Source organism: Microcoleus sp. Pol12B3, assembly GCF_036701355.1.
Lineage (GTDB): Bacteria > Cyanobacteriota > Cyanobacteriia > Cyanobacteriales > Microcoleaceae > Microcoleus.
In genome coordinates this window covers 1-25,538 of record NZ_JAUBQS010000016.1, presented here as the reverse complement: position 1 = coordinate 25,538, position 25,538 = coordinate 1, and the positions used below count along the sequence as shown (strand labels likewise).

The following is a 25,538-nucleotide window of genomic DNA, read 5'->3' as shown; positions in this document are numbered from 1 at the left end:
GAGGTGTTTCAATGTTTGACTATTTAATCGTCGGAGCCGGATTTGCAGGTAGCGTCATTGCCGAAAGACTAGCAAATGAGGCCGGAAAAACTGTCCTGATAATTGATACCCGCAACCACATCGGTGGCAACGCATACGATCACTACGACAATCACGGCATCCTCGTACACAAATACGGCCCCCACATTTTTCACACCAATTCGCGCCAAGTTTTCGAGTATCTTTCGCGGTTCACCGAGTGGCGGCCCTACGAACACCGCGTCCTCGCCAGCGTTGACGGTCAACTGCTGCCAATTCCCATCAATCTCAACACCGTAAACAAACTTTACGGACTGAATCTCACTTCATTTGAAGTAGAAGATTTCTTCGCGAAAGTGGCAGAACCAAAAGATTACATTCGCACTTCCGAAGATGTCGTTGTCAGCAAAGTCGGTCGCGAACTTTACGAGAAATTCTTCCGCAACTACACCCGCAAACAGTGGGGAATGGACCCCTCGGAACTCGACAAGTCAGTGATTGCCCGCGTTCCCACTCGGATTAACCGGGACGATCGCTATTTTACCGATACCTATCAAGCAATGCCCCTGCACGGCTATACTCGGATGTTTGAAAAGATGCTTTCTCACCCAAACATCAAAGTGATGCTGAATACCGACTACCGGGAGATTGAGGGTTTTATTCCTTACGGAGAAATGATTTACACCGGGCCTGTCGATTCCTATTTCAATTATTGCTACGGCAAACTGCCTTACCGTTCCTTGGAATTTAAGCACGAAACGCTGAACGTACCTGTACACCAAGAAGCACCGGTGGTAAATTACCCGAACGAGCATTTATATACTCGCTGCACCGAGTTTAAATATCTGACCGGACAAGAGCATCTAAAAACTAGCATTGTCTACGAATATCCCCAAGCTGAGGGAGACCCTTACTACCCGGTTCCACGTCCAGAAAATGCCGAAATTTACAAGAAATATAAGGCTTTGGCTGATGCAACTCCGGGAGTTTCTTTCGTGGGGAGGCTGGCGACTTACAGGTATTACAACATGGATCAAGTGGTCGCTCAAGCTTTGACAACCTACACACAAATTACTACCAAGCCGGTGATTGAATTGGTAGAAAATGTTAACGCTTCTGCCTCTAATGTCAGCTCCTCCAATGGAGTTGCCCCTCGCCCAGCCGCCGCAGCTTCTCTAGAAGTCGCTGTTGTCAACAACGGCAATGGCACCGGCAACGGCAACGGCAAATCTTCTACCAAGTAGCTGGAAGTTGCGAGTTACTGGTAAAAAGGTAAGGTGCTTCCGGAGCACCTTACTCGCTTTTCATCAAAAGTTATTTAATAATTCAAACAAGAATTGAGGTAAAAATGAACGTTCTAGTTAAAATTGTTTTGTCTCATGAGGTTTTGGAGAATTCTCAATTTGCTCAGTTTCAAAAAGAAATACAGCGTCTAATAGAAAGCGGTGGTAAAATTCTTATGCTGGATTTCTCAAAAATAAATTTCCTGAAAAATTCCGAGTTAATGGCTGTAGTCGCGATCGTGAAATTAGTTAGAGACAGCGAATGTATCCTTTTGATCTCTGCCATGAGCGAACAAGTTAGAATTCTATTTGAACTCACGGGATTACAGCAAATCTTTCATTGTTTGCCCTTTGCGGAAGAATTTTATCTTAAAAGTGAGCCAACTGAACCGTTAGGAGGTTTGCCAAGTCTTGCTAGCTAGAGGGAGAGGGGAGAGGGGGGATAGGAAAAATCTTCCTGGTTTTTTATTCCTGGTTTATTGTTCCTTCTCCTGACTAATGACTTCAGCACAAGAGAGCCTTCAGATGAGGCTGTTTTAATGGGCAGAACTTTTGCAAATTAATCAGCAAAAAACTTGTCAAAGTGGTGGTAATTGTAGCTAACCTATAAATATAACTTTGGGTAGATGTGCCGATGAGTTGGTTAGGTAGAGAACTAGAAAATTGCGAAATAGAAGAGTCTGCAACTCTTGATAGTAAGGTGACAGTTCAAGGACGGAAAACAGGTTATCCGCGCCCCCAACTGCGCCGGAGCAACTGGATTTGTCTCAATGGTCAGTGGAGATTTGCTTATGATGACGCGGGCCACTGCGTGCAGCCGATCGATATTTCTGAGTGGACTCACACTATAGAAGTGCCGTTTGCTCCCGAATCGGCAAAAAGCGGGATCGGCGACACGAATTTTCACGCCAACTGCTGGTATGAACGCGAATTTGACGTACCCCACACAGAAGGCAGAGTTCTCCTCCACTTTGGGGCCGTAGACTACCGCGCCCGCGTCTGGGTGAACGGTCAGTTTGTCATCGAACACGAAGGCGGACACACTCCTTTCACCGCAGACATTACAGCAGTTGTGAACCTCAACGGGCCGCAGCGGGTGACAGTCTGGGCCCAGGACGACCCGCAAGATTTGGAGCAACCGCGTGGCAAACAAGACTGGCAAATAGAGCCACATAGTATTTGGTATCCGCGCACGACCGGCATTTGGCAGACAGTTTGGGTAGAATTGGTGCCTCACACTTATATCGAGCGCATTCGCTGGACTCCCCAGTTTGAACGCTGGGAAATCGGTTTTGAAGCGTTTGTCGCGGGCGATCGCCAGTCGGGAATCCAGATTAAAGTTAAACTGTCGATCGGCTGTATGCTGCTGGTCAACGACACCTACGAAGTCATCAACGGCGAAATCCACCGCCGCATCGCCCTCTCAGACCCGGGTATCGACGATTACCGCAACGAATTGCTGTGGAGTCCCGAAAAACCGACATTAATCAACGCTCAAGTGCAGTTGTGGGCCGACGGCAAACTCCTCGACGAGGTTAAATCTTATACCGCCATGCGAACGGTCAGCATCCAGCGCGATCGCTTCATGCTCAACGGCCGCCCCTACTACCTGAGGCTGGTGCTCGACCAAGGTTATTGGCCGGACACCATGATGACTGCCCCCTCGGATGAAGCTTTGCGCCACGATGTCGAATTAGTCAAAGCAATGGGTTTCAACGGCGTCCGCAAGCACCAAAAAATCGAAGACCCCCGATTTTTGTACTGGGCTGACGTGTTGGGACTCCTAGTTTGGGAAGAAATGCCTAGCGCCTACCGCTTCACTCCCAAAGCCGTTCAACGGCTGACGCGGGAGTGGACGGAAGTCATCGACCGCGACACCAGCCACCCCTGCATCGTAGTTTGGGTTCCGTTCAACGAATCTTGGGGAGTTCCGAATTTAGTCGAAGCGGCAGCCCACCGCAACTACGTGCAAGCGCTGTATTTCTTGACAAAAACCCTCGATTCGACTCGCCCCGTCATCGGTAACGACGGCTGGGAAAGCATCGATACCGACATCCTGGCGATTCACGACTACGACAACAATCCGCAAACCCTAGCCAAGCGCTACGGGCCCGAAGTCCAGCTAGCCGATTTGTTCGATCGCGGGCGTCCCGGCGGGCGAGTCCTCACCCTCGACGGCCACCCGCACCAAGGACAGCCGATGATGCTGACAGAATTCGGCGGCATCGCTTGCGCTGGCCGCGAAAACCCTGATTTTTACCGGGTTTGGGGCTACGTGCGCGCGTCGGACACGGTGGAACTGCAAAGGCGCTACAGCGCGCTGTTGAAGGTGGTAAACCGAGTGGAAATGTTCAGCGGATTTTGTTACACGCAGTTAACCGATACTTTCCAAGAAGCTAACGGTTTGCTGTATGCCGATCGCACTCCCAAGTTTCCCCTAGAGGCGATCGCGGCGGCAACTCTCGGCTGGGATATTCCCGAAGAAAGTTCACAGCCGCAAGCTATTACTCAGTGTTAATTGGTGATTGGTCAAGGAAAAAGTAAAAATCTGAGATTTTTTTCTGATTTCATTTTGACTTTTGGCCGATCGATATACTTCTTACAAAAACACCCTTTGTAGTAAGGACTTTAGTTTTTTAGGATTGAAATCTAAGGAATTTAGTCCTGACTACAAACCTGAATGCCCCATTACCCATCCGATTGATGTTTCAAAGTTTTTTCATGGGCGGATTTGAATGTTCCACCCACAGAGTGCAATCTGGAAAACGCCTCGATGTCACAGCCGCCACCGGTCACGATAAATTTGCAGCAGCTGACTACCAACGCTTGCAGGATCAAGGCATTTACACAGTCCGCGAAGGCCTCCGCTGGCACTTAATTGAACAGTCGCCCGGAAAATACGATTTTTCCAGTTCCCTCCCAATCATCCGCGCCGCCCGCGACATGAAAATGCAGGTAATTTGGGATTTGTTTCACTACGGCTGGCCCGACGATATTGATATTTTCAGTCCCGAATTTGTGTCCAGGTTTGCAAGCATGGTGCGCGCTTTTATGGAAGTGCTAAGTGAGGAAACAGACCAAACACCTTTCGTGACACCTGTTAATGAAATTTCATTTATTGCTTGGGCCGGCGGCGATGTCGCCTACATCAATCCGTTTGCGAAAGGGCGGGGAGACGAGCTCAAAATCCAGTTAGTCAAAGCTGCGATCGCCGCGATAGAATCTGTTTGGGAAGTCAATCCCCGCACTCGCATCGTTCAAATCGATCCCACAATTAACATTATTGCTGACCCTGACAAACCGGAGGATCGGGACGCGGCGGAAGGTTATCGCTTATCTCAATATCAAGCTTGGGATATGTTGGCTGGACGTTTTCGACCGGAACTCGGCGGTAAGGAAAAATATCTCGATATTATTGGAGTGAATTATTACGATCGCAATCAGTGGATTCACAATGAAGACCCGATGAAATACACCGATCCGCTGTATCGGCCGTTTCGCGAACTGCTGCAAGAAGTGTTTGAGCGCTACCGTCGGCCCTTATTTATAGCAGAAACAGGCACTGAAGACGAGTTTAGACCTGTCTGGTTTAATTATGTGTGCAGTGAGGTAGTGGCGGCGATGAAAGCAGGAGTTCCGATAGAGGGAATCTGCTTGTATCCGATTGTCAACCATCCGGGTTGGGACGACGACAGGCACTGTTACAATGGTTTGTGGGATTATTGCAATGAATCGGGCGATCGAGAAATTTACCAACCTTTGGCGGATGAATTGCAGTTTCAAAGGCAGCAGATTGAACCGTTGCTGAAGTTGCAGAAGTGATAGCTGCGATCTAATTCTGTAGGGTGCGCTGCGGCGCACCTTAAGCTGTTAATCAAATTAATAGTCTGAGCTCGTGTCCGGTCGATCAACAGCAATATCTGAAAAAAGCCTTGAGCTGCTTCAAGAAAGCAAATAGCTCTACAACCGCTGGTCTCATTCTTCCCATGGACGGCCTTTGGCTTCCAACTCTGCCATTTTTTCCTTCCTTAGTTCATGTAAGGTTCTATTAGTCGAACTAAGCACTGCCCATTCATAAATATTTATAGAAGACCAACCAGTAACTTTCTTTCCCCAACTATTATAGGAGATTTCTTCCCCATTAAATCTGACAAATCTAGGATCAATTATTATAGCTTCAGAGCTTTCAAACTCTTTAATTTCAATGCTATCCCCAGCTTTGATTAATTCCCACTCAAACAACTGATCCATTCGAGGTAGCCAAGTTCTATTAAAGGCAGAATCAGTGGATATAATTTCTTCCTTGATTGTAGAACCTTCTCCGGCTAAACCCACGTAAAAATCATCCAGTTGTGCCGGAGGCAAAATTTTATCAATACTCAAAAAACCTTGCTCTCCTATAAAAACAGGAGTGATATTAAGACAGATTGCGTCTACCCCATTTGCAATCAACCAAGCAACAGCAGAAAGGGTTTGCTCATCAAAGGATGAGGCTATAAGTATTATTCGTTGTTTTTTGTTAAAGGTTTTGAGTGCGTCATTGCTTGACAAGAATTTATTCAACTCTCGTCTCGCTTTTTCACTAGGGGTCAAATCACCTAATTCATACTCATCTTTATGGATCTCGATATACGAACTATAGACCAACTCTACCAGGGATTCAGGTGTCGAAATTTTGGCATAACTCGCGGCATACCTGATAGCTTGAAATTCAAAAGGTTCTTTTCTGGCTTTGATGTCTTGTACGTCGCGTTTAATCTCGATTAGAACAATATTGCCATCTGCATCAATGGCAGTCAGGTCGCTAATCCCGTTACTCGCATTACGAACTTGTTGACCTACAACTAGAAGAGTTTGGTCATCCCCAAAGAGCAAATTGATGTTTTTGCGTAAGAACTCTTCAATATGTCTTTCCTGTAAGTTTAATTCTTTAAAGTTTCTAACTTTTATTTCTATTGCTTCGTTCCTTTGGATGCCACTGTGGTCGAAAGTAACAGGTATGTACATCGCACTCCCTTTGCTGCTATTAGCTGTCTAAGTGTTCAACTATATTGAGCCTATGTATCCGCTCAATAATCCGGGGTAAATCGCTCAACGATGCACCAGGAACCAAACTAAATAAAGCCGGTTTTTGCCGTGGCTGCGGGCTGTCACGCCTCTTCTGAGCAAAAACCCGGTTTCTGGCTACCCGTGCGTAAGTCCTAATAGCAATAAGGGCGGGCAATATGCCCACCCCACATACTAGATATCACTTGGATATCCGACTTAAATTTTCAATACCCCCAGGGGAATTCGAATCCCCGTCGCATCCGTGAAAGGGATGTGTCCTAGGCCTCTAGACGATGGGGGCGCGTTGCGTTTGCTTGTGTTCCGCACCTTTATTACCTTAACTAATCTTTCCCAATCTGTCAACTACTTTGGGAAACTTTTTTTTCTACTCGTCCCAAAGCTCGTCACAGTAGGCTTTGAGGATGGCGGCGCAATTACCGATCGCCCCGAGATGAGCAATTTCAAAGCCGTGGGTGTTCTGGGTGGGGAAAGCCAAACAAGCGGCGCGGGCTACGTGGCCGAACTTCATGGCGATCGAAGCATCGCTCCCAAAACCGCTAATTACCGCCAACTGCACCTCTACATCAGATGCTGCGGCGGCTGCGCGCAATTGGGCGTTTAATCCTTCATCGTAGACTCCGTAGCCGTCCTGAACCAGCAAAACCGGGTTTTCGCTGTCACGAATCGGGTATTCCGGCGCCAAAGGGCAAATTTCCAAAGCGATCAGCGCGTCCAACGGCTGGCGCTGCGTGAAATACAAAGCTCCGAGCGCCCCAACCTCCTCCTTCGCCGACGCTACCAAATAAACATTCACCGCAGGCTCTTTCAAACATTCCGCCAGAGCCAGCAAAATCGCCACTGAAGCCTTGTTGTCCAGAGTGTAGCTGGCGATCCAGTCCTTCAACCGCAGCGGGCGCTTGCGGTGCTTTCCCACCACCATCCGCGTGCCGGGTCGAATTCCGGCCTCGGCTAATTCCTCGGCGGTACACTTAGTCTCGATCCAGGCATTTTCCCACTTTAAAGAAACATCTTCCTGCTGAGCTTTCTGAGGAGATTCGTGAGAAACATGGCGGGAACCGAAGCTGAGAATGCCGCTAATTGTTTGCTTGTCTCCGAGCAAATCCACCACGCCTTCGCCGTAAACCCAAGGAAATGCGCCGCCCAATCTGCGGACTTCCACGCGGCCACTCTCGCCTATTTTTTTAACTAGGGCGCCAATTTCGTCTTTGTGGGCGGTAATGGCGATCGACTTTTCGGGATTGCGACCCTTAATTAGGGCGATCGCATTGTCCGCGCGATCGATCCAAGCATTCACTCCTAGGGCGGCGAATTTTTCCATCAACCGCTGGTTAATTTCCGACTCCGCACCGCTGGGTGAGTGCAGCATTACTAATTCTTCGATTGTTTGGAACAGGCGATTGAACTCTAACATTTTTGATTTTCGTTTTTAGGAGCGAATTTTGACATATATTAAAACAGATTTACTCTCTATTTCCCCGGCGGTACACTTAGTTTTTATTCAGGCATTTTCCCACTTGAAAGAAACATCTTCCTGCTGAGTTTTTTGAGGAGCCTAGGAATGAAGCAATTGGAGGCAGCAAAGGGCGATTGAGTAACAAGATTCATGCGAGCGCGTGGATGCGTTGGGCAATCCGTTGGGGTTTCACCTCACCCCCCGACAAACTGGTGACGCCAGCAGGAGGCGACCAACGGCAGCCGTTACTGGTGGTGGATACACTGCGGGCTAACAAGGGCTATGATCCAGATCAGCGTGTGATTGACCGCCTCAATGCCGAGGGGAAGACCACCGTGATTTCACCTCGTCGCAACTGCAAGACCCTGGAAACTTACGATGCTCAATTGTACAAAGCCCGTCATTTGATTGAGAACTTTTTTCCCAAGCTCAAGCAGTATCAGGCAATCGCGACGCGCTATCACCCTAGGGCGGTGAACTTTCCGGCGTGCGATTCTTCTGGCTGCTGCGGTCATCTGGTTGAATTGATGACACCCCCTAAATTAACTTGACAGTGCCGTAAACTAATATGCCTGACTTCTTGAGCACCTTCTTTTCTAATAATTTCATTCCTCACGGGCATTGTTACCTCTGGAAACCGGGGTTAGTCTGGCTGCACTTAACGTCAGATGCCTTGACTACCCTCGCTTATTACTCGGTGGCGGTTGCCATTGTTTACTTTACAAATGAGCGTAAGGATCTGCCTGCCCACACGGTGATGCTGCTGGTAGGTTTCTTTTTTATATTTGCCTTATGTGGCACGACGCACCTGATGGAAATAGTGACACTTTGGCACCCCATTTATTGGGTTGCAGGACTTATCAAAGCTGTCACTGGTGTTTGGTCTTTTTATACGTTCACCTTTTTACTTATTCCCTTAATTCCAGTGGCACTCGATACGCCCAGTCCAGCTCAACTTGCCCTTACAAACCAGGAACTAGAAGAGAGTCGCCGCCGTATCCAGGCGATTAATGTCGAGCTAGAGCAACGGGTGCATGAACGCACTGCCCAACTGGAAGCCTCTAATCGCACCAAAGACGAATTATTGATGCGTGAACAAATAATTCGGGCAGACGCAGAGGCCGCCAACCGTGCCAAGGATGAGTTTCTCTCGATTCTTTCTCATGAACTCAGAACTCCTCTCAACGCGATCTTAGGGTGGTCAACGATGTTAAGGCAGAAAAACCTGAGTGAGGATAAGGTGGCGCGGGCTTTGGAGACGATCGAGCGAAACGCGAAGTCTCAAGCCCAGCTCATCGAAGACATCCTCGATGTCTCTCGCATCATCACGGGTAAACTGCGCCTCCGAGTCCGTCCTGTCAACCTCGTGCCGGTGATTGAATCGGCGATTGAGTCTGTACACTTGGCGGCTGATGCAAAGTCAATTCGCCTGCAAAGCGTGCTCGATTCTGAAGCTGGCCCGCTCTTGGGTGATGCCGATAGGTTGCAGCAAGTTGTGTGGAATCTACTTTCTAACGCCCTCAAATTTACGCCTAAAGACGGGCGAGTCCAGATTCGTTTGCAGCGGGTTAATTCCCATGTTGAAATTACTGTCAGCGACACTGGAGCAGGCATCAGCTCCGACTTTCTACCGTTTGTGTTCGATCGCTTCAGCCAGCACGACAGCACGACAACTCGTAGTTATGGGGGCTTGGGTTTAGGGTTAGCCATTGTGCGTCAATTAGTTGAATTACACGGCGGGACTGTAACGGTAGTAAGTCCAGGGATAGGACAGGGGACGACCTTTACAGTCAAACTGCCCGTGATGATTATCCATCTACCACCCAGCGCTCCAGAGCCATTGAACTCGCTCGTCGAGGCGAATGGGAGGTTTCAGACCTCGCCGACCCTTGAAGGCTTACAAATCTTAGTGGTAGAGGACGAGGCTGACGCGCTAGACTTGCTGAGCACGATTCTCGAAAAGTATGGTGCTGAGGTCATGGCTGTGGCTTCGGTCAAGGAAGCCTTGACCATTATCGAAACCGCAACCGATCGCAAGCCCGATGTTTTAGTGAGCGATATTGGGATGCCGGATGAGGATGGCTACTCGCTGATCCGCAAGTTGCGTCAACTTGAAGCGCAGCGGGGCGGTAGGCTACCCGCGATCGCGCTGACGGCTTATGCCCGGAATGACGATCGTCAGCAGGCACTATTAGCAGGTTTTCAGATGCATTTAACCAAACCCGTAGATGCTGCTGAGTTAGTGGCGGTGGTGGCCAGCCTCACCGGACGTACAAGCAGGTGCTAAAACCCAAGTGTTCAAGAACAAATGTTGCGTTTGAGAATCATGGGCTTCTTGTCAGCTTGGCGAGAAGGCTAGGGGAGAAGGCAAATCAAGCTTGTGGGTGTTGTCTCCAGCACAAACCTCTGTTAGTGATTCAGGTAGCAGGTCTAGTGTATTTAGGATAGGAAGCACTGTGAGTAGTTGTCGAGTAGAGCCTGCATGAGTGCTATATTCTCTAATATCAATTCCGGTTGCACCGGAATGATATATTGAAAGAGCATCAAGAGTGCTACGAGGACAAGTCAGGCCTAAACGCCTCAAGTTAGAGCCTCATCAAACCTCCTCGCCCGTTTTCTAAACTTTATCGTCAAGCGTCAGACCCCATTGAACGGACACGCTACCAAATAATTTGGCTCTTAGCAACTCGACGGATTACCGAAGATGTCGCGGATGTCGCGGGTTACTGCCGTAACTCTATATATCGCGAACGTTCGCCGCTACAATCAATTAGGTGCTAATGGGTTGAAAGACAAACGTCATCAACATCCGGGTACTCAACCTTTACTTTCTGTGGTGGAACAAGCACAACTTTTGCAAACTTTACGAACTCCAACTGCTGATGGAGGATTATGGAACAGTCATAAAGTTGCTGAGTGGATGAGTAATTTACGCTTAGCGTCCAGGAGCGCGTACAAAGGGGTTGGGACTATCTACGTTCGTTGGAGTTTCGCTTACGGATACCCAGATCGAAACACGACCTTGCTGACCTTGAAGTCCAAGAAGCTTGGAAAAAAAACTGCGAGGGCAAGCTAAACGAATTCAACATTAGCATCCATTGGCAGCAGTAAAAGTGTGGGGAATGGATGAGCATCGTCTGGGATTAAAGCCAATAATTCGGCGAGTCTGGGTAGGGTATGGGGAGCGGCCCATAGCCAAGGTAAATTGGCGCTATCAATGGCTATGGTTATATGGTTTTGTATACCCGTCAACGGGAGAAACCTACTTTTGGATTCTGCCAAAAGTTAACATCCAGCTTTTCAACTTAGTTTTAGAAGATTTTGCTAGAGAATTGGGAGTGGGTCAAAATAAATACATCATCTTAACTAAAAACCTACGCTGGTTGGCATACTAGCCCACAAGTTATAGTTCCAGAGGGTCTAGACTTAGAATTTATGCCCTCTCATTCTCCCGAGTTACAACTTTCTCAGAACGTCTGTACCCTTTAGTTAATGAAGCAATTGTCAATCGGTCATTTCAAAATCTTGATGAATTAGAAGAAGTATTATTTCAACTTTGCCAAGTTCTGCTGAAACAATCTTCTTTGATTAAACGAATTACTTGTTTCCATTGGTGGCTTACAACCAAAGCTATATCATTCGGGTGCAACCGGAATTGATATTACTTGTTGCCATTGGTAGCCTACAACCAAAGCTATATCATTCGGGTGCAACCGGAATTGATATTAAGTGCAGATTCATAGTGAATTGGTATCATAATTGTCAAAAAAAAATTATTTCTGATCGGAAAATACTTAGGGGGTTGAAACGTTAAAACTACAAAATTATTGGCTCAAAAATAGACTTCTCCTTTCTCTTTTTATCTCCTCCCATCACCTCAAGCAATCGATCGACTACACGCCTCCAAGTAAAATTTTCAGCCACAAAAGCCGGACCCGCAACCCTCGCTTTCGCAGCGATTCCAGGCTGTTCGATCGCTCCTTGCATCAAATCAGTCAAATGTTCCCACTCCGGAGCTAAGATAAATAAGGTTTCCCCGTCACTCACCACAGCCGTAAATTTACTCTCAATCCGCTGTGCAAAGTTCGAGCCCGTAAAATCATCCGTAGGACCCCCCGCAGTGCAAATAACAGGCAAACCGCAAGCTGCAGCTTCCAACACCGGCAGATTAAAACCTTCTGCCAAATACGGAGAAACATAAGCATCAGCAGCTTGGTAAAACTCTGCTATTTGAGCAAAAGATAGCTGGCTACCAGTATAAATTAATCTCGGTAAAACCCTCGCTCTTTCGGCATCGTTGAGGACAACTCGGCAGGCTTCGGCAATCTCATCTCTGGACGGATAAAGCACTTCTGAACCTTTTAAAACTAATCTCGCATCTGGATATTTGTCAACTACCGCAGCAAAGGCTTTTAATAAAGGGCGAATACCTTTGCGATCCGTTTGCCCTCCGATGTTTAAAAATATAAAATAGTTTGACCAGCCGAAGCTTTGGCGCAGTGATTGACGCCGATCGCCCGCAGCAGGATAATAAATCTGAAGATCGACTCCCAAAGGTACGACGGCAATGCGATCTTCCTCAACTCCGCTGCGAATTAAGCCAGCTTTTGACCAAGCTGAAGGTGTAATAATTTTTGTTTCTGAGTTAACCGCAGTTTGGGCGATCGACTTAACACCCATCGCCTGTAATACTGTACTGGTAACAATCCCCCATTCTGTCGCTGCAAATATCCAAGTTTGAGCGCTGCTGGATGCCGAGAAGTCCCACGGGCAGTACATTCGCAGCGTAACATCGGCTGACTGATTTACCGCAGGGCTCTTAATGCTGCGAAGTAAGGTTTCATTTGGGCTATCGAACAAGCTAATTTTCGTCTCCCAAGCTGCGTCAATGTAGGGCATATCCCGGTGGAAAAGCTCAATTTGGCTTCGCGGGCGGTCGAGCATTTCCAGCAGTTGAAATTGATTGGCTACACAATAGGAATGATAAATAAAACGCCAGCCTTCAACAATAATCTGCAATTCACAGCTCCCGCTTTTGGAATTAAAAATTAACCTAATAATCAAAAATTGGTAATTAGTAATTAGCCAGCCGAAATTACCCATTACCAATTACTAATTACCAATTCCTTACTTAATCACTTGCCAATCCATAATCCGCCACTGTCCCTCTTGACGGATCAAGTCGTAACGCACGCGCAGGTTTTCGTTGCGGGAAGAAACGAGCTGAGAACGATCGAACACTTCGGCTTTTTCCGCGACTTGGGCTTCTACTTGAGCGCGATCGGGATTAGTCGGATTCGTCTTAACTCCATTAACTTGCAGCTTGTGTACATAACGCTGGTGCGCGTTGTTTCGCTGTTGAGCTTCTGCCATCAATTGCCAGCGAGACAAAGCCGGTTCTGTCAGAACTTGCTTTAATTCTTCGACAGCGTGATTGGGGCCCAAAGCCGCTGCTTTCGCCGACAGCCAGCTTTGAACTATTTGTTCGGCTGATTCCTCAGTGATTTCTCCCGACACTGCGCCTGCGGCGCTCGGCTCTGGGACCGCGGCCAAGGCAGGGATTTCTAGGGGCGGTTCTTCTAGACGGACGAGGGCTTGCTCTCCTTGGAGGGATGGGCCCGATAAAGCTTGCATCGCGCTAGCCAACAGACTGAGTATTAACCACAGGAGTAACAGGCTCAGGACACCTGCGACTAGAAACAAAGCCAGCCTGTTTGGAGGCATGGACTTGACTTGGGCGGTAAGTTCTGCTGCCTTGGTGCGCGCTCGATCGACCAAATCCCCATTTAGCCCATTGCCGGTTGCTCCGCTGCGCCCTGAATGTTGGCGTCTGCGTTGTTTGGAAGTCGAGTCTACGGGGTGTGGGACTGTCGCTATCGGGATAGAGACGGGGGCAACAGCGCTGGGCGCAGCCACCGTTGCCTGGGATTTCGCGCCCGATCCTGCGGTGGAAGCCTCGCCTGGTACAGGGGTCAAGGTGACCGTGCTGGCTCCCTGCTTGGCTGTGGGTGGCTGTGCGGGTATGGCAGCGGGCGAGCGGCCTGCTGTGGGTTGCAGTCGCGCTGGGGGCTTGCCGGAGCGGGGCTGCACGACGACCCATTCGTTGGCGGTTTCTGCGTCCTGTGGCAAAGCTTCTAGGTAAGCTTGTACTTTCGGGTCGGCAAAGTATTCTTTCAAGGACACAGACTCGTTGGCCAAGTCGCGGAAGTGGGGAAACACTTCTTCTTGTAGCCAATGTTCGGCGTACAAGCACAGTCCGGGCAACAAGTCGGGTGAATCTTGGGAATGTTCGCGAATGAATGCCAGGGGCTCTTTTTCCGAACTCAGTTCGAGGGATCGGCTGGCTTCTTCTGTCTGGCCCAGCAGCAGGGAACAGACAGCTTTTTCCAGGTGAACGTCTTGGCGGCGACCGAGCTGCATCAGCATCAGCTTGGCCCGACGGATCATCGATGGCTGTCTGGCTGCAAATCCTTGGGCTAACAGGGTGTAGACCGAGAGGTAAGTGGCGACTGCGGAAGGGCGGCCGGCTTCGGCTTCAAATAGCGCCTGCTGCTCGCTGCTGGTTAGGTGTTTACGCATTTGCTGCACGAACCGGAGGAAGTCTTCTATTCCTAAACCCGATCGATCGTCTCCCGATCCGTCGATGCCGCCTCGTTCTTGAAGCATTTCTCGCAGGATTTGCAGTCCCCGACGACGCTCGGCGACTTTTTCTTCGGGAAGGGATAGTAGCTCTAAAATGTTGTACGGACGGAGTTTGTAGATGTCGGCTTGCATTTCACCCCTCACGCTTGCAAATAGGCTTTCGCGCAGCAGCAATTCTTGACCTGCTTCTAATGATTTTGCGGCATTTTCGTACTGACCTTGCTGCCACTGTTCGCGGCCGAGTTCTAGACAGGCAAGGCTGACAGTTAAAACTATATCTGGCCGCACGAGCTGAGGGTCGCCGAAACGACCTTCTGCGATCGCGATGCTGCCATTGTTAAGATACGGGCGACCCAGCTTCTGTACGAGTTCGTATTCCCCCAGTTCTTGCAGTACGAGCAGGGCTCCTACGAATTGGTTGTCATCGATTTCAATACTTGGAGTGTGGGGGTCGGGAGCAGCATCTAAAGTCTTGGACTCTGGCGGAGCGGTTTCTCCTGCCTCTTGCAGGAAGGTGGCTGTGCCTGCTGAGGTTTTTGACCTCTGGTGCTTGGCTTCGAGTGCGGCTTCCGACTCTCGATCGTAAGTTTTGGCTAAAAAACTGGCATCGTAAGCTTTGCGCCCCTCTGAGTCTGACAGAACGGCGCAGGCTTCATCGAGCAGTTGTTTGCGGGCGACGATCGCAACTTCAGAATACTCCCTGCGCGGGAGCTGTAAAGTTCGATCGCGGTGAGCCTGCTGCAACTGTTCGGCAGTAGCTTGAATCGGTAGACCCAAAATCCGGTAGTAATCTAGTGGAATTAACACTGTCCACTTCCCCAAAGCGCTAGCAACTGAATTAGCCTATCTTAAGTGAGATACTCCCGCAAACCCAATCAAAAATTCTGGTGTTGGCTTCCAACCGCTCAATTCACGGTATCTTGGACTTGCCGTAGAGATACTCTGACTTTTTTCCCTCTACAGCGTTTTACAGTGAGGAAAATGCCACGCCCCACTGCCCGTCAGCTACCCGTCAGCTAAAGGAGTGGTTTGACTTGCAGAGCATTATTCGGGTTTGAGAGTAATGGAATTATATCATTTGTTGGCATCGGTTTTAGATGGGAGTTGGTTCTCCAAGTCCCGGCAAGCCTCTCCGCCTGCCAAACTCATTTTAACAATTGGTGAACTGCTGTACAAAAAAGGTACGATCGTTTTCTGCTGCGGTTGTGTCCCATCTCGGTTTAAATTTAGATGTCTAGGAAGCCGATCGTCGGGTATTAATTATTTATGGTTCAGGAACGGACTTTACCAGTTTTTGACGCGCAAAGCGTAAACCTTTCTCGGGATGAGGGCTTGATGCTCTACGAGGATATGGTGTTGGGGCGCTATTTTGAGGACAAGTGTGCTGAGATGTACTACCGGGGCAAAATGTTTGGTTTTGTCCACTTGTACAACGGTCAGGAAGCTGTCTCTACTGGCGTGATTCGATCGATGCGCCGGGATGATACCGATTATGTCAGTAGTACCTACCGCGATCACGTTCACGCTTTGAGCGCGGGTGTGCCGGCGCGGGAGGTAATGGCGGAGTTGTTCGGGAAGGAAACTGGTTGCTCGAAGGGCCGCGGCGGTTCGATGCACATGTTTTCGGCCGAACACCGACTGTTGGGCGGTTATGCTTTTGTGGCTGAGGGAATTCCTGTAGCTACGGGGGCTGCTTTTCAATCGAAGTACCGGCGCGAAGCTTTAGGGGATGAGAGTTCCGATGGGGTAACTGCTTGTTTTTTTGGCGACGGTGCTGCCAATAACGGTCAGTTTTTTGAGTGTTTAAATATGGCGGCTTTGTGGAAGTTGCCGATTATTTATGTTGTGGAAAACAACAAATGGGCGATCGGGATGGCCCACGAGCGAGCTACTTCTGACCCGCTGATTTACAAGAAAGCTCATGCTTTTGGCATGGCTGGCGTCGAGGTTGACGGGATGGATGTTTTGGCGGTGCGGGAAGTGGCGAAGGAAGCTATAGCGCGGGCGCGCGCCGGCGAAGGGCCGACTCTGATCGAGGCTTTGACTTATCGCTTTCGCGGGCATTCTTTGGCCGACCCTGATGAGTTGCGTTCTAAGGAAGAGAAGGAATATTGGTTCCCTCGCGATCCGATTAAGAAGTTGGCTGCTGATTTGATCGATCGAACTTTGGCAACTGCTGAAGAATTGAAAGAGATCGATAATAAAATTGAAGCAGTAATTGATGATGCAGTCGATTTTGCGGAGAAAAGCGCTGAGCCAGATCCTAGCGAATTGTATCGGTTTATCTATGCAGAAGATGAGTAAGCAGTTGTGCATTTAACTTGTATGTTTAGGGCGGGCAGGATGCCCACCCCACAAGAGTGATAGCTCCCCGTAGGGACACGGCGAAAGCTTTTGTCCCTACTGCACTTCATAAACCTGCGATAGGCTGTAAGACTTACGCACAGACTCTACTTGTAGGGTGCGCAGTGCGCACCTTACTATAAATTCAAGCTAGAATCAAAGGTAGACTTTCTAGACGAAAAGAGAGGCGATGTGATAAATCTCGATCGCAATCTAACTCAAGCCAGCAAAAATATGGGTGCAGTTCGAGTCAAAGTCAAGCTAACGAATGCCATTAATGAAGAGTTAGTCAAGAGAGGATTGCTCAATCCAAATCTGTTGCGCATCTACGAAGCAGAAGCACTCATATATACTGGTGCAGTACGCACAGCTATTCCTGTAGAAGTCTGCGAACACTTGGGTTTAAGAATTAGGAGTCACGAAATAGAAAAATATGCTGATGGCAGGCAAGAAACTGTAGGGTTGACTGGGCCTGTTATTATTGAAATAGAAGGGCGCGAAACGATTGAGGCGGGAATGGTTTTAGGCGATATGGTGCTAATCGGCCAAACTGTGTTAGAAACTTTAGATTTGCTAGTAGATTGCAAAAATTAGTGTCTAATTCCCAATCCCGAAAATCCCGAAAGGCCTGTATTGAGAGTTTAATATTAAATCCAGCTTAAATACCTCTTTTATTTGTAATGTTCGAGTGCCTATAGGGGGAGGATGCCAGCATTTTTAATCCGCAGAAATTAAACTATTTACGGAGGTTTTTAGTCGTAGACCCATTCTTGAAACTCATTTTGATTCATTGGCGACGGCTTCATCATTATACTTAGTAACATATGTTTTTCATAGTCCCAATTCGAGGAAGTTTTAGAACTAGGAAACCATTTATCCACTAGCAATAAAGTTGCTCCAGACCTTTTACATTTATAGTCAAGTTAACGCTTGAATTCGTAATGTAAAACTATAGTTCGGATATTGACCCAGCCCGCTTCTGATGAGCCATCATGCCTTTGACGTTTAACCCACATTCGGCACCCTGAACTGTCACACTAGGAATTTTCGGAGTTTGGCGAAATTGAACTGGCGCTCGCAAGTCCAATTTCCCACTTGCGTGTATAAAAAGTGACTATTTTGGTTCACAAAATTCCACAAAAACTGATTGTGACAGTGGAGGGTGCGGAATGTGGGTTTAAGTTTTTAATCTTAATTACCTTGAAATTTTTAGCCAAATAAGTTTTTAATTTCTGAATATAAAAGAATGGAATACCAGCTATTTGTGCGTAAATTTGGCTAATTTTATTGTAAGTTTTGCGTTAGTTTTGGGAATCTTTTACCTGTTTTGATGCTTGCTGTAAAGTAGCTAGCTTGGCTTGCACACTGGCTATTAACGGTTTTGTTGCATCAAAAACTTACCGATTTGACAGCGTGGTCGCATATTTAATACCTACGTCGATTCCTACAACTGCTTCAGATTACTTAACAGGTAAACGTTCCGCGTCAAAAGAGAAGGATACTTTCCCAGCGACTTCCTTCTTTGGATATCGTGAAAGTTATAGACACAAAACTACATTTAAGTGCCTCGTAAAGTCGAAACTTTCCCAAGGTGGGAATCTTAATTGTGCTACCAGGACTTAGCAGAACTTTGACGCTAGATGGTTCAACCGTAAAAGACTGACCATCCCGGCGACTAACAAATTTTGGATAACCTGCTTTCCCGGAACGATGTCGACTAAACGCATCTTTCAAGTCAATCAAAGAATTTTGATAAACTCGACTAGACAACTGGTTTATCTAAACGAATTTAGGTTGTTTCTTGAGGTGGTTGGTGAGAACTTTTTTGACTTAGTTGAGTACCTTTGAGTCTTAAAGCTTCCCCTCGCTATGCATTGGGGTTGGCAAGCTTAATCCAAAATTAAATACTGCGCGCCGAAATCCTACGTGTTTTGCCATCAAGGTCGCTTCATTGTTATTCAATTTTAGCGATCGTTTGACGCCAAACATAGTTAAACTTACTTGGAGGTCTTTACTTGATCAACTATAGAGGAATCCGAACAAGGGTCTACACCCTCTACAATATTTTTAACTTTTGCTTTATATTTTCGCAGGGCGTAGAGGCGGGAAGAAAAACAGTGGATTATTGAAAGCAAGTCTTGAGTCAATTCTTCATGCGGTGAAAGGCTTTCGGCGTTGGCGACGATAATCGTCCCGCCATTCCACTGTAGAATTTGCTCGACCAGTTCAAAACCAAATCGGCACAGCCTATCTTGATGAGCCACGTAAAGCACCCTGACTTCGCCTAGTATCGCCCATTGTAGGATTTGCAGGAATTTGGGACGTTTGAAATTGAGTCCACCCCCAATCTCCTGAATGGAGTCTGTGATAGCAACTCCTTGCGCCAAGCAGAATTGTTCCATAGCTTGTGTCTGACGAAGTAAGTCTTGTTTTTGTCCGGGGGACGAGACGCGACAATATACGATCGCTCGATTGGGTGGCGTTTTACCGGTCTTTAGGTTCCGGACTATATTTAGGTGAGTTTCTGAATAAACACGCTGGTTGCCCAGTGTTCTCTCAGGGATTAACTTGCCTTCCCTTTCCCAGCGCCGTAACGTAGAGCTTGAGACTCCCACTAATTTTGCGAATTCTGCCACTTTCCACATAGAACTTTATCTCGGCGAATAACTATGGATAAGTTTAGCAAATTATTGGACACTTAAGTCTTGCTCAAATACCATAGTAGGTCCTAATCATAAGGACGATCGCATTGGGTGAGTGGCATCTCCTAGTAACGTGATTTTCTCTATCCCCCCATTGGGATACTGGTTCCAGATCAAAGACGCCTGTTTCCACGATGTTGGTAGGATTCAGTTGCTCGAATAACCCTTTCAACAATGGACATCCATGGGTCAAAAACTTGCAGAACCATCTAAAAGTAGTTGCCTTTGGAATATAATAATCAAGCTGAAGATCGATTCTGAAAATTCCCTGAGCTTGTCAGAACCAAGCTTATATTTAAATAATTTTGGTTGAACCCTTACCATGTCCCTCGACTTCTCAAGTCCTAACTTATTTCTTTTATCTGCTATTCCTTGATTGATAGAAGCGTAAACGCCACAGAAGTCGGCGCGAAAGAAACACAGTAAAACCCCGACTGGACACTCTCAGTTACAAGTTTGTTAAATATTGCTATCCCAGGAACTTTAGCCCAAAAACCATTCCCGGCTGAAGCTTTTACGCTAGAGCTTTCGGGTAATTCCAATGAAGCACTTATTAATTTGGTCACTAGATTTCTGACATAAATAGCAAAGAAATGTCTATTAAAATTGTCATTACTGACAAATGGATATTTGCAATTTTTTTCAAGGGACTCTGTAAGCGCCTGAATCAATAATTAATGTTGCGTCTTCAATTTAATTATCGTGCCTCACCAACAGCTTTCAAATATTAGCTGTGGCGCTAACCGTTAATTATACCGCAACTGCGGTATAACATTCTATAATAGGTGTTAATAGCAGCAAACAACCACAAGATTAGCCGATCTCCCATCCTGTATATTGCCCCAAGTACAGCGCCACTGCTAACCCACAAATCTCCCTTGCAGAAAGTAGCACAAACGTGATACGGTATAAGCTTGTGTCCAAATAACACCAGTTCATGCCAAAACTCAAAACTCGCAAAGCAGCCGCAAAGCGCTTTAGAGCGACCGGCAGCGGTAAGATCGTGCGCCGCAAAGCTTACAAAAGCCACTTGCTACAGCACAAAAGTTCAGCTCGCAAAAGCCGTCTCTCTAAGCTGGTCGTCATCGACGAGACCAACGACGCTAACGTGCGGTTAATGCTTCCATACTTGTAAAGTTTAACGGAAATTAAAGATGACACGGGTAAAACGCGGTAATGTCGCCAGAGCGCGCCGCAAAAAAATTCTCAAATTAGCCAAGGGTTTCCGAGGCGCACAGTCCAAACAGTTCCGCACAGCTAACCAACGGGTGATGCAGGCCCTGCGTAACGGTTATCGCGATCGCAAAAAACGCAAACGCGATTTCCGCCGCCTGTGGATTGCTCGGATCAATGCCGCATCGCGCCAGCACGGCACGAGCTACAGCAGACTGATCGGCAATATGAAAAAAGCCAACATCGAAATCAACCGCAAAATGTTGGCACAAATGGCGATCATTGACCCAGCCACATTCGGTAAAGTCGTGGAAATGGCTAATCGAGCCGGAGCCTGAAAGTTCGCTTGATTTTCAGAATGCAGAAAGCAGAAGTAAGAAAGATTTAACAGTCTGCCAGAGAAGGAAAACTCCTGATAAATCTAGGAGGTTGAGACCAAATTTCCTTCTTTGTTCTTACTTCTGGGCTCTTGCTTTTTCAGAAATCGCGATCGGACCTGTCGATCGCTATTTCCGTGTTTTTTATACAGTTGCAGAGGCAAATGTCAGAGATTGCTAACGCCTTAAAATAAATAAGACCTTCCAGAAACCTACCTAATTTTAAGAAAAACATGGATAGTAATTTGCTCATTGTTTACCTGACAGTTCTGCTCGCTATACTCGGCAGCACTTCCTGGTTTGTGGTGCGCCAGATTCTTAAAACTCGGAAGCTGGAAATGTCTCTCGAACGCTTAGAAAATAAGCTGACAGTAGAAAGAGGAACAGCACAGGAATACTACGAATTAGGAAGTATCTATGTAGATAAGAAGCTTTACTCCCAAGCGATCGTACTGTTTCAAAAAGCCCTGAAAGCCAAAGACTTGGAAGGCGAAGAAAATCAAGCTGTTATTTACAACGCCCTCGGTTTTGCACACTTTGGCCAAGAACAGTACGACATCGCAATCCGCCACTACAAAGAAGCCCTGAAGTTACAACCAGAATACGTTACATCTCTCAATAACCTGGGTCATGCCTACGAGCGAAAGAAATTAACAGCTCAAGCTTTGGAAATGTACGAACAAGCTCTCGCCTGCGATCCAGACAATACCACGGCAAAACAGCGAGTAGAGTCTCTCCGGAAGCGTTTGGTCATCTATAATTGAGCGCCCATGTTAGGAGCAATAGAGATCCCCCAAACCTGGTTTCATTCAGAAACCGGGTTTTTTCTTCACATAGTCCCAGATACTAAACTATCCAACACATTAATGGGTTAGTTTTTAAGAACAGGAATTCCGAGTCAAGCTCGATCGCACATCGTCCCAGCACTTTAAATTAATGTCAAGATAAAAGCAGTACCTGCAATACCGGTCAGTCCTAACAATAGAAGGAGGAGAACGTAGTGACATCAATTCTGGTTGTCGAAGATTCGTGGTTGACTCGCAGGGTAATCTGCAAAATTCTCCGAGCAGAAGGATACGAGACTTGGGAAGCATCCAGCGGCCCCGAAGCTCTAGAACAGCTCGGCACTAAAACCCCAAACTGTATGCTATTAGATCTGCTGATGCCAGAAATGGAAGGTCGGGAAGTCCTGCAAGCCATGCGCGATCGAGGATATAAAATTCCAGTGATCGTAATTACCGCAGACATCCAAGCAAGCACCCGCTCCGAGTGCATGGAACTCGGAGCCATGGCAGTCATTCACAAAATGCCCAACTCAGACGAACTGATCGGATGGATCAAAAAAGCTCTCAGTGTCAGCGAGGAGAGCACCCAATGAAATTAAGCACTCGACAGCTTGATGCTTTGCAGGAACTCGTCAATATCGGGATCGGTCAAGCCGCAGGGGTTTTGAACGATATGATCGACTCCCCGATTCGCTTGCAAATCCCCTACCTTCAAATTCTGACTCCCATCGACGTGGAAGAAGAATTAGAGCAGCACCTCAACGGCGAGCAAATCGCCGCTGTCCAGCTCAAATTCACAGGCTCCTTTGGAGGCATTGCCCAGCTAGTCTTTCCCACCAACAGCGCTGCCCTGCTGGTGACAATGCTTACAGGGGAAGAAGGAACTCACGATCTCGATTCAGTCAAAATTGGTACGCTGAGTGAAGTGGGAAACATTGTAATTAATGGGGTTATGGGTGCAATCAGCAACGTGCTTCAGCAGCGCCTGAATTACTCAATTCCCACTTATAGCGAAGGGACGATTTCTAGTTTGCTGATATCTGGCGGTTTAGCTACTGATACAGTTGTTTTATTAGCCCAGACCAGCTTCATGATTGAAAGGCTTCACATTGAAGGAGATATCATTCTTATTTTCAATGTTAATTCCTTTGACACCTTGTTGACTGCTATCAATCAACTTGCCGGGGGTCTATGATTGAGGAGAGCAAAAGTATTAAGGAAAAGTTTGGGGTTCTCGACAGCGTACCAGTCGGCGCCTGCTTGCTCCAAGATGATTTTGTGGTGCTGTTTTGGAACACTTGTCTGGAAGAGTGGACTAAAATTCCACGCAGCGAAATATTGGGGACAAAGATCACAACCCATTTTCCTCACTTGAGTCAGTTAAAGTACGCCACTCGCTTCAAGCAAATCTTTGCAGGAGGCCCGCCAACAATTTTTTCTTCTCAAATTCACAAACACCTGATTCCGGCAACTTGGCAAGACGGTCAGCAGCGAATTCAGCAAACTACAGTGACTGCTGTGCCGGCCCTAGAGGCTGGCATAGAAGAACAGGAGATTAGAGACTGGGTTCTCCACACTCTTGAGTTAAAACCAGATGGTACTGTCGGAGTCGGATCACCAAGAAGTGCTTTTTTGTCTAGGGAATCTCCACCCTCAGTTTCGTCATCAATATGGCCGGGGGTGAATTCCCCATCGTTCTACGCGCTGCTGGTGATTCAAGACGTGACCGACCTCACCCACCGCATCCAAGCTTACCGCACAATGCGGGATCAAGCTTTGGAAGAAGTGCAAGTGCGGCAGCGGGTGGAGGAAGAATTGCGATCGAGTCAGCATTTCATCCAGCAGATTGCTGACGCGGCGCCTTATTTGCTCTATATCTACGATTTGACCGAACAGCGAAACGTCTACGTCAACGGTCAAGCTTCTAAATTGTTGGGCTACAATCCCCAAGAAATTTTACAGATGCAAACTGCTTGGTATTCCAGTTTGGTGTACCCAGAAGATTTGCCGAGGCTCAAAGCCCACCAGGAAAAATTTCCCTCGACCCAAGACGCGCATATTTTGGAGTTGGAATATCGCCTCAAACATCGATCGGGCGAATGGCGCTGGTTTCGCTGCCGCGACCAAGTTTTCGCCCGTACAGCCGACGGCTGCCCCAAACAAATTTTCGGCACCGCTCAAGATATCACCGAGTACAAGCGGGCAGAAGAGGCGCTAAGGCAGCAGAACGAACGAGAACTGCTGATGGCGACGATTACTCAGCACATCCGCCAGTCTCTGGATTTGGGCGAAGTGCTCAGCACGACAGTGACAGAAGTACGTCAGTTCCTTCAGGCCGATCGAGTGATGATCGTGCGCTTTAACCCCTGTACCGGCAGTCTCTGCGCCGGCCCGGCGACGGGGGCGGTGACAGTGGAATCTGTAGCTCCCAACTGCCCGCCGATGTTGGGGGAAACCCTGGAAAATTTCTGTTTTGACCAGTTCTATCTCGAAGCGTACCAACATCGAGCGATCCGACCGATCGCGGATGTTTTGGCCGCCGAGTTGCCGCAATATCAAATTGACTTGCTCGCACAATTCGCCGTGAGAGCTTATTTGGTTGTGCCTTTAGTCCAAGGAGATGATTTGTGGGGGCTGCTGATGGCCCACCAGTGCAGTCCCCGGCAGTGGATGCAGTTGGAAGTAGAGTTGCTGTCTTCTCTGGCCACCCAGTTGGCGATCGCCATCAAGCAAGCAGAACTATACCAGCAGTTGCAAGCCGCCAACCTCAAGTTAGAGCGCTTGGCCAGTTTAGACGAACTCACACAGCTAGCAAACCGCCGCCGATTCGATCAGTATTTAGAAATGGAGTGGCGCAGACAAGTCCGGGAACAAACGCCTCTGTCCCTGATTCTCTGCGATATTGATTCTTTTAAAAGTTACAACGATACCTACGGGCATCCAGGGGGAGACGAATGTTTGCGGCAAGTCGCCGCGGCGATCGGCAATGCCGTCAATCGCCCCGCCGATTTAGTAGCTCGCTACGGAGGCGAAGAATTTGCCGTTATTTTGCCAAATACCGCGATTCAAGGCGCTGTGCTGGTAGCCGAACACATAGAACTCAAAATCGCAGCTTTGCAGCTTCCTCACGCTGGTTCTCAGGTGAGCCAGTACGTCACTCTCAGCCTGGGCGTAGCGAGTATTGTTCCTGCATCTGAATCGGGAGCCGAAATTCTGATTGCCGCAGCCGACCAAGCGCTTTACCAAGCTAAACGACTTGGGCGTGCTCGTATCCAACTTTACCAGCCTGATCCTGCTGGCAAGGGGAATGGGACAGGCACTTCAATACTTCCTCTAGATTTTTCTATACCCAATACTAATTTACCCTCTCCCACTAGCGCTTGACGAATTGCCATATTTGTGGGTTCAGAGTAGTTATACCACTCCGCAAAAAAATGCACCTGTCCGCGCGTGATCCAAACCCTGATATCCCTCTTCTGTCAGTCTGCGAATTAAAGAAGTAAGAAATAAGCTGCTCAAGCATAAAAATAAAAGGGTTGGAATGGATTTATTGGAGCAATTAAATCGTGGAACCCAATCAATAATACCATTTTTTTAAATACTGCTATAGATAAATAACGTCAGTTCGGGATAAGCCAGGAAAGGGAGAAGCCAGTTAAGCTGAAGATTGTCAAACCAATTCAGCAAGCATC

The 25,538-nt window shown here is 47.7% G+C and carries 22 protein-coding genes and 1 tRNA gene; 16 read left to right on the top strand and 7 right to left on the bottom strand.

Going from position 1 to position 25,538, the window contains the following annotated elements; translation table 11 throughout:
* Positions 1-11: 11 nt before the first annotated feature.
* From glf to QUA53_RS10630, 4 genes are all read left to right on the top strand, one after another.
* Positions 12-1,262 carry a UDP-galactopyranose mutase gene (gene glf / locus QUA53_RS10645; RefSeq protein ID WP_333097045.1) on the top strand — a complete coding sequence of 417 codons (1,251 nt, stop codon included), beginning with the start codon at positions 12-14 and terminating at the stop codon, positions 1,260-1,262.
* A gap of 104 nt (positions 1,263-1,366) precedes the next feature.
* Positions 1,367-1,723: an STAS domain-containing protein gene (locus tag QUA53_RS10640; protein WP_333097047.1), complete on the top strand. Its 357-nt coding sequence runs from the start codon at positions 1,367-1,369 to the stop codon at positions 1,721-1,723.
* A 212-nt stretch (positions 1,724-1,935) separates the two neighbouring features.
* Positions 1,936-3,819, top strand: a complete 1,884-nt coding sequence (locus tag QUA53_RS10635) for a glycoside hydrolase family 2 TIM barrel-domain containing protein (protein ID WP_333097049.1) — start codon at positions 1,936-1,938, stop codon at positions 3,817-3,819.
* Between the two features lie 203 nt (positions 3,820-4,022).
* A complete protein-coding gene (locus QUA53_RS10630) occupies positions 4,023-5,123 on the top strand; it encodes a beta-glucosidase (protein ID WP_333219948.1) in 1,101 nt (366 codons plus the stop codon).
* A 153-nt stretch (positions 5,124-5,276) separates the two neighbouring features.
* On the opposite strand, the gene QUA53_RS10625 is transcribed toward QUA53_RS10630, so the two are convergent.
* The 3 genes from QUA53_RS10625 to QUA53_RS10615 all read right to left on the bottom strand — a co-directional run bounded on the left by QUA53_RS10625 (position 5,277) and on the right by QUA53_RS10615 (position 7,782).
* Entirely contained in the window at positions 5,277-6,308 is a 1,032-nt protein-coding gene (locus QUA53_RS10625; RefSeq protein WP_333097053.1) for a hypothetical protein, read from the bottom strand.
* A 270-nt stretch (positions 6,309-6,578) separates the two neighbouring features.
* Positions 6,579-6,651, bottom strand: a tRNA-Glu gene (locus tag QUA53_RS10620).
* An 84-nt stretch (positions 6,652-6,735) separates the two neighbouring features.
* Positions 6,736-7,782 carry a M42 family peptidase gene (locus tag QUA53_RS10615; protein ID WP_333097055.1) on the bottom strand — a complete coding sequence of 349 codons (1,047 nt, stop codon included), beginning with the start codon at positions 7,780-7,782 and terminating at the stop codon, positions 6,736-6,738.
* Between the two features lie 176 nt (positions 7,783-7,958).
* On the opposite strand from QUA53_RS10615, the gene QUA53_RS10610 reads away from it, so the two are divergent.
* The 4 genes from QUA53_RS10610 to QUA53_RS29175 all read left to right on the top strand — a co-directional run bounded on the left by QUA53_RS10610 (position 7,959) and on the right by QUA53_RS29175 (position 11,219).
* Positions 7,959-8,375, top strand: a complete 417-nt coding sequence (locus QUA53_RS10610) for a hypothetical protein (protein WP_333097056.1) — start codon at positions 7,959-7,961, stop codon at positions 8,373-8,375.
* A 17-nt stretch (positions 8,376-8,392) separates the two neighbouring features.
* The gene (locus tag QUA53_RS10605) at positions 8,393-10,111 is read left to right on the top strand and encodes an ATP-binding protein (RefSeq protein ID WP_333097058.1); all 1,719 of its coding nucleotides are present in this window, start codon (positions 8,393-8,395) and stop codon (positions 10,109-10,111) included.
* A 695-nt stretch (positions 10,112-10,806) separates the two neighbouring features.
* Entirely contained in the window at positions 10,807-10,935 is a 129-nt protein-coding gene (locus QUA53_RS29180) for a hypothetical protein (RefSeq protein ID WP_445304938.1), read from the top strand.
* An 11-nt stretch (positions 10,936-10,946) separates the two neighbouring features.
* Positions 10,947-11,219: a hypothetical protein gene (locus QUA53_RS29175; RefSeq protein WP_445305232.1), complete on the top strand. Its 273-nt coding sequence runs from the start codon at positions 10,947-10,949 to the stop codon at positions 11,217-11,219.
* 421 nt (positions 11,220-11,640) lie between these two features.
* Here QUA53_RS29175 and QUA53_RS10595 read toward each other — a convergent pair whose 3' ends face one another.
* Together QUA53_RS10595 and QUA53_RS10590 are read right to left on the bottom strand one after the other, a co-directional pair.
* Entirely contained in the window at positions 11,641-12,843 is a 1,203-nt protein-coding gene (locus QUA53_RS10595; protein ID WP_333097060.1) for a glycosyltransferase family 4 protein, read from the bottom strand.
* Positions 12,844-12,951: 108 nt separating this feature from the next.
* The gene (locus QUA53_RS10590; protein ID WP_333097061.1) at positions 12,952-15,273 is read right to left on the bottom strand and encodes an IMS domain-containing protein; all 2,322 of its coding nucleotides are present in this window, start codon (positions 15,271-15,273) and stop codon (positions 12,952-12,954) included.
* A gap of 459 nt (positions 15,274-15,732) precedes the next feature.
* On the opposite strand from QUA53_RS10590, the gene pdhA reads away from it, so the two are divergent.
* Both pdhA and QUA53_RS10580 read left to right on the top strand, forming a co-directional pair.
* Entirely contained in the window at positions 15,733-16,770 is a 1,038-nt protein-coding gene (gene pdhA, locus QUA53_RS10585; protein ID WP_333097062.1) for a pyruvate dehydrogenase (acetyl-transferring) E1 component subunit alpha, read from the top strand.
* Between the two features lie 231 nt (positions 16,771-17,001).
* Positions 17,002-17,403 (top strand): clan AA aspartic protease, encoded by a 402-nt coding sequence (locus tag QUA53_RS10580; RefSeq protein ID WP_333097063.1) that lies wholly within the window; start codon positions 17,002-17,004, stop codon positions 17,401-17,403.
* Between the two features lie 1,403 nt (positions 17,404-18,806).
* Here the strand turns inward: QUA53_RS10580 and QUA53_RS10575 are convergent.
* Both QUA53_RS10575 and QUA53_RS29170 read right to left on the bottom strand, forming a co-directional pair.
* A complete protein-coding gene (locus QUA53_RS10575; RefSeq protein ID WP_333097064.1) occupies positions 18,807-19,454 on the bottom strand; it encodes an IS607 family transposase in 648 nt (215 codons plus the stop codon).
* 422 nt (positions 19,455-19,876) lie between these two features.
* Positions 19,877-20,182, bottom strand: a complete 306-nt coding sequence (locus tag QUA53_RS29170; protein ID WP_445304940.1) for an MrcB family domain-containing protein — start codon at positions 20,180-20,182, stop codon at positions 19,877-19,879.
* Positions 20,183-20,448: 266 nt separating this feature from the next.
* Between QUA53_RS29170 and rpmI the strand changes: the two genes are divergently transcribed.
* From rpmI to QUA53_RS10545, 6 genes are all read left to right on the top strand, one after another.
* Positions 20,449-20,646, top strand: a complete 198-nt coding sequence (gene rpmI / locus QUA53_RS10570) for a 50S ribosomal protein L35 (RefSeq protein WP_006634164.1) — start codon at positions 20,449-20,451, stop codon at positions 20,644-20,646.
* 19 nt (positions 20,647-20,665) lie between these two features.
* Positions 20,666-21,022 carry a 50S ribosomal protein L20 gene (gene rplT / locus QUA53_RS10565; protein ID WP_006634165.1) on the top strand — a complete coding sequence of 119 codons (357 nt, stop codon included), beginning with the start codon at positions 20,666-20,668 and terminating at the stop codon, positions 21,020-21,022.
* Between the two features lie 272 nt (positions 21,023-21,294).
* On the top strand, positions 21,295-21,825 hold the full coding sequence (locus tag QUA53_RS10560) for a tetratricopeptide repeat protein (protein WP_333097066.1): 531 nt from the start codon (positions 21,295-21,297) through the stop codon (positions 21,823-21,825).
* A gap of 236 nt (positions 21,826-22,061) precedes the next feature.
* Positions 22,062-22,439 carry a response regulator gene (locus QUA53_RS10555; RefSeq protein WP_190658171.1) on the top strand — a complete coding sequence of 126 codons (378 nt, stop codon included), beginning with the start codon at positions 22,062-22,064 and terminating at the stop codon, positions 22,437-22,439.
* Positions 22,436-23,041 (top strand): chemotaxis protein CheC, encoded by a 606-nt coding sequence (locus QUA53_RS10550; protein WP_333097068.1) that lies wholly within the window; start codon positions 22,436-22,438, stop codon positions 23,039-23,041. Before QUA53_RS10555 ends, QUA53_RS10550 begins: the two co-directional genes overlap by 4 nt.
* Positions 23,038-25,230 carry a diguanylate cyclase domain-containing protein gene (locus tag QUA53_RS10545; protein WP_333097070.1) on the top strand — a complete coding sequence of 731 codons (2,193 nt, stop codon included), beginning with the start codon at positions 23,038-23,040 and terminating at the stop codon, positions 25,228-25,230. The genes QUA53_RS10550 and QUA53_RS10545 overlap by 4 nt, the downstream gene beginning before the upstream one ends.
* The last annotated feature ends 308 nt before the right edge of the window (positions 25,231-25,538 follow it).

Coding starts and splice junctions, on each gene's coding strand:
- QUA53_RS10545 (WP_333097070.1), top strand. CDS start 23,038: ATGATTGAGGAGAGCAAAAGTATTAAGGAAAAGTTTGGGGTTCTCGAC.
- QUA53_RS29175 (WP_445305232.1), top strand. CDS start 10,947: ATGGATGAGCATCGTCTGGGATTAAAGCCAATAATTCGGCGAGTCTGG.
- QUA53_RS10625 (WP_333097053.1), bottom strand. CDS start 6,308: ATGTACATACCTGTTACTTTCGACCACAGTGGCATCCAAAGGAACGAA.
- QUA53_RS10615 (WP_333097055.1), bottom strand. CDS start 7,782: ATGTTAGAGTTCAATCGCCTGTTCCAAACAATCGAAGAATTAGTAATG.
- glf (WP_333097045.1), top strand. CDS start 12: ATGTTTGACTATTTAATCGTCGGAGCCGGATTTGCAGGTAGCGTCATT.
- QUA53_RS10575 (WP_333097064.1), bottom strand. CDS start 19,454: ATGTGGAAAGTGGCAGAATTCGCAAAATTAGTGGGAGTCTCAAGCTCT.
- QUA53_RS10640 (WP_333097047.1), top strand. CDS start 1,367: ATGAACGTTCTAGTTAAAATTGTTTTGTCTCATGAGGTTTTGGAGAAT.
- rpmI (WP_006634164.1), top strand. CDS start 20,449: ATGCCAAAACTCAAAACTCGCAAAGCAGCCGCAAAGCGCTTTAGAGCG.
- QUA53_RS10630 (WP_333219948.1), top strand. CDS start 4,023: ATGGGCGGATTTGAATGTTCCACCCACAGAGTGCAATCTGGAAAACGC.
- QUA53_RS10635 (WP_333097049.1), top strand. CDS start 1,936: ATGAGTTGGTTAGGTAGAGAACTAGAAAATTGCGAAATAGAAGAGTCT.
- QUA53_RS10550 (WP_333097068.1), top strand. CDS start 22,436: ATGAAATTAAGCACTCGACAGCTTGATGCTTTGCAGGAACTCGTCAAT.
- QUA53_RS10560 (WP_333097066.1), top strand. CDS start 21,295: ATGGATAGTAATTTGCTCATTGTTTACCTGACAGTTCTGCTCGCTATA.
- QUA53_RS10605 (WP_333097058.1), top strand. CDS start 8,393: ATGCCTGACTTCTTGAGCACCTTCTTTTCTAATAATTTCATTCCTCAC.
- pdhA (WP_333097062.1), top strand. CDS start 15,733: ATGGTTCAGGAACGGACTTTACCAGTTTTTGACGCGCAAAGCGTAAAC.
- rplT (WP_006634165.1), top strand. CDS start 20,666: ATGACACGGGTAAAACGCGGTAATGTCGCCAGAGCGCGCCGCAAAAAA.